Raw genomic sequence first — 3,474 nt, forward strand, 5'->3', positions numbered from 1 at the left:
CGCGCCGGACGCGGCAGCCTTCGCCACGAGCGCGGACGCGGCGGCCGTGGCCAGTCCGCGCCGCCGGAAGGCGGGTGCGACCTCGTAGCCGATCTCCACGACGCCGTCGACCGGCGGGCCGCTGAACCCGCCGGAGCCGACGAGCGTCCCGGTCGGCTCCTCGACGAACAGGTGCATCCACCAGTCCGCCTCGTCGGGACGGTCGGTGAGCACCTGCAGGGTGTGCGGGACGGCCTCGGGGAACTCCGGCCAGCCCTCGGGCAGGGGCGATCCGAGCGCCCGCGCGAGCGCGGGACGGTCGTGCAGCAGCCAGGTGAGGTGCTGGGTGGTGACGGGGATGAGGCGGACACGCGCCATGGGTTCGTCCTTCCGTGACGAGGCCGTGCGCGGTCGAGCAGGGATCGATCGAGGTCGGGAGTGCGCGCACGACGGGTTGCTGGACACGTCCGCGAAGGGCGGACGTGGGGACCCGGGTCGGGTACGGCACTCCTGGTGACGCTCGATGAGACGACGTCGGTCGTCCGACGTCGTCGACGAGGGTAGCGGCGCGAGCCGGGCCGCTCCATCCCCCGGACCTGGGGGCTAGACGCCGACCGGCTCCAGCGCGGTGAGCGTCTCGGCGACACCGGCCTCGAGCTTCACGGTGGCCAGGTCGTCGCCGCGGGTCGTGCCGCGGTTGACGATGACGACCGGGACGCCGACCTTCGCGGCCCGGCGCACGAACCGCAGGCCGCTCATCACCTGCAGCGACGAGCCGAGCACGAGCAGCACCTCGGCGGACTCGGTGAGCGCGAAGCAGTGCTCGACGACCGGCTTGGCCACCGACTCGCCGAAGAAGACGACGTCGGGCTTGAGCCGGCCGCCGCACACCTCGCACGGGGCGACGACGAAGTCGGACGTCTCCTCGAGCAGCGCGTCGCCGTCGGGGGCGATGACCGCGGACCGCTCGGCGTAGCCGGGATTGAGCGCGACCAGGCGCTCGTGCAGCCGCTGACGGGGCGAGCGGGTGCCGCAGTCCAGGCAGACGACCCGGTCGATGCGGCCGTGCAGGTCGACGACGTCGCGGTGCCCGGCGCGCTCGTGCAGCCCGTCGACGTTCTGCGTGATGAGCCCGCTGAGGCCGCCAGCCTGCTGGCACGCGGCGAGCAGCCGGTGGGTGGCGTTCGGCTCGGCGCCGGTCATGTTCGACCAGCCGACGTGGGCACGGGCCCAGTACCGCTGGCGCGCCTCGGGGGTGGCGATGAAATCCTGGTAGGTCATGGGGTGGCGCGGCGGGGAGCCCGGGCCGCGGTAGTCGGGGATGCCCGAGTCCGTGGAGACGCCCGCCCCCGTCAGCACCAGCCAGGTCTTGTCGGACAGGACGTCCGCGACGGCTTCGATGCTCACCCCTCCAGCGTAGGTCGGCGCACCAGCGGCACCCGCCGACTCAGGCTCGGGTGAGCGGTGAGCTGGCAACCCCTCGCTCGGGTGAGCGGTGAGCTGGCAACCTCTCGCTCGGGGGAGCGGTGAGCTGGCAACTGAATGAGCGCCTGATGAGGTTGCTGACTCACCGCTCACCCACCGCTCACCCCACTCACCGCTCACCGCTCACTGCTCGCGCGCGGAGCCGGCGCGGACGGTCAGGCGGTGGGGTCGTCGGTCCAGCGGTACTCCATCTGCCGGGCCGTGGCCTCGGCCAGCGCGCGTCCGGCGACCACCTCGACGAGGTGCAGGGCCATGTCGATGCCCGCCGAGATGCCCCCGGACGTCAGCACGTCGCCGTCGCGCACCCACCGCCGGTCGGCGAGCACGGTGAGCGCGGGCCAGCGCTCGGCGAGCGCGGCCTGGTCCTCCCAGTGGGTGGTGACGCTCTGGTCGGTGAGCACGCCGGCCTCGGCCAGCACGAACGCGCCGGTGCACACCGACGTCGTCAGCCGCGGACGCAGACCGGAGATCCACCCGGTCACCCGGACGTCCTTCTCGACCTCGTCGGTGACGCCGCCGGAGACGACCAGGACGTCCACGGGCGGGTCCTCGTCGATCGTGGCGTGGGCCCGCAGCACGAGCCCGCCGCGGGCCACGACCTCGCGGTCGGCCGCGACCATCCGCACGACGAAGGGCTCGGCCTCGCCGCGCCCGGCGGCGACGCGGTTGGCGACGGAGAACACCTCGAACGGACCGCAGCAGTCGAGCACCTCGACCTCGTCGAAGACGACGATCGCGACGTGGACGGGGGAGGGGGACGTCATGCGCCCATCCTGGCGCAGGACGGCCCCGTCGCGGGCCGGTTCACCGCCAGCGGAAGCGGTCGACCAGGCGTCCGAGCGCCGGCACCCGGCCGGCGGCGGCCAGCAGGCCGAGGCCGAGGAGGCCACCGACGACGTTGAAGAACAGGTCGTGGACGTCGGCCACGTGGCCTCCGCCGAGCAGGTTGCCGGTGAGGTACTGGGCCAGCTCGATCACCAGGCTGAACCCGGCGGCCACCGCCGCCGTGCCCCACCACGGGGACCGCGGACGCACCAGCGGCACGAGCACGCCGACCGGGACGAACACCGCGACGTTCATGACCGCGTCGGCCACGTCGTAGGGGGCGAACGGGTCGAGGTACAGCCGCCACACGGCCTCGTGCGGCTTGTCCAGGTAGACCGGGAACACGGTGTTGGCGACGACGCCGGCGGCGTAGACGCACAGGGCGACGGCCACCGCGACCCGCGGCGCCGTCAGCAGTCCGCGCCGGCGCAGGTGCCACAGCGGCACCGCCAGCACCGCGAGCGCGAGGGGGACCACCACCGGGAGCGCCGGGACCTCACGGAACACGCACTGCTCCTTCGAGGTGGTTGGGTGGACGCGGTCGTCGCGCGGTCATCCTCCACCACCGCGGCGGACGCCGGGACGGTGCCCTACGACGCCAGCTCGACGAGCTTGGCCACCGTGCGCAGGTTGCGGGCCGTGCCGGGGACGCCGAGCGCGCGCCCGAGCTTCCGGTCGTCGAGCTGCGGACGTCCGGCGCCGTTCGCGTAGCGCAGGTGCAGCTCGCGGCCGATCACCTGCCAGCGGTCGTCGCCGGTCTCGACCGCCTCGGCCGTGGTGACCGACTCGGGGTCCGGCGCGCGCAGCAGGAACGAGACGTACGAGAACTTCGGCTCCAGCACCTCGAACGGGTGGGCGTCGAGGGCCGCGCGCACCTCGTCGGGGGTGCGGCTGATGACCTCGCGGAAGAAGCCGAACCGCTCCTGGACGGCCTGCTCCAGGGCGCGGTCGAACGCGTCCGGGTCGCCCGGGACGTCGGCGACCAGGTTGCCGCTGGCGATGTAGGTGCGTGGGGCGGACGCCCCGAGGTCGGCGGCCATCGCCCGCAGGTCGGCCATGGGGAGCTGGGCGCCACCGACGTTTGACCGCCCGCAGCAGGACCACGCGCGTGCTCACGGGACCACCGCCACAGCGTCACGCCGCTCGCCGCCAGCGCGACGAACAGGGCCAGGCCGGCCACCGCGC

The 3,474-nt window shown here is 73.9% G+C and carries 5 protein-coding genes; all 5 read right to left on the reverse strand.

The annotated features are described in order from the left end of the window. On the reverse strand, positions 1–357 hold a 357-nt coding region (locus AC2W7G_RS12025; RefSeq protein ID WP_485868650.1), incomplete at its 3' end, for a GNAT family N-acetyltransferase. Positions 358–582: 225 nt separating this feature from the next. Beyond that, positions 583–1,386: an NAD-dependent protein deacetylase gene (locus AC2W7G_RS12030; RefSeq protein WP_485868651.1), complete on the reverse strand. Its 804-nt coding sequence runs from the start codon at positions 1,384–1,386 to the stop codon at positions 583–585. A gap of 233 nt (positions 1,387–1,619) precedes the next feature. Further along, positions 1,620–2,228: a DJ-1/PfpI family protein gene (locus AC2W7G_RS12035; RefSeq protein WP_485868652.1), complete on the reverse strand. Its 609-nt coding sequence runs from the start codon at positions 2,226–2,228 to the stop codon at positions 1,620–1,622. Between the two features lie 40 nt (positions 2,229–2,268). Beyond that, complete coding sequence (locus AC2W7G_RS12040) at positions 2,269–2,796, reverse strand: VanZ family protein (RefSeq protein WP_485868653.1); 528 nt, start codon at positions 2,794–2,796, stop codon at positions 2,269–2,271. 83 nt (positions 2,797–2,879) lie between these two features. Beyond that, positions 2,880–3,347, reverse strand: coding sequence for a DUF1697 domain-containing protein (locus tag AC2W7G_RS12045; RefSeq protein WP_485868654.1), 468 nt, complete (start codon positions 3,345–3,347; stop codon positions 2,880–2,882). Positions 3,348–3,474 lie beyond the last annotated feature (127 nt).

Source organism: Aeromicrobium sp. PFPM2_SD2 (genome assembly GCF_057364525.1).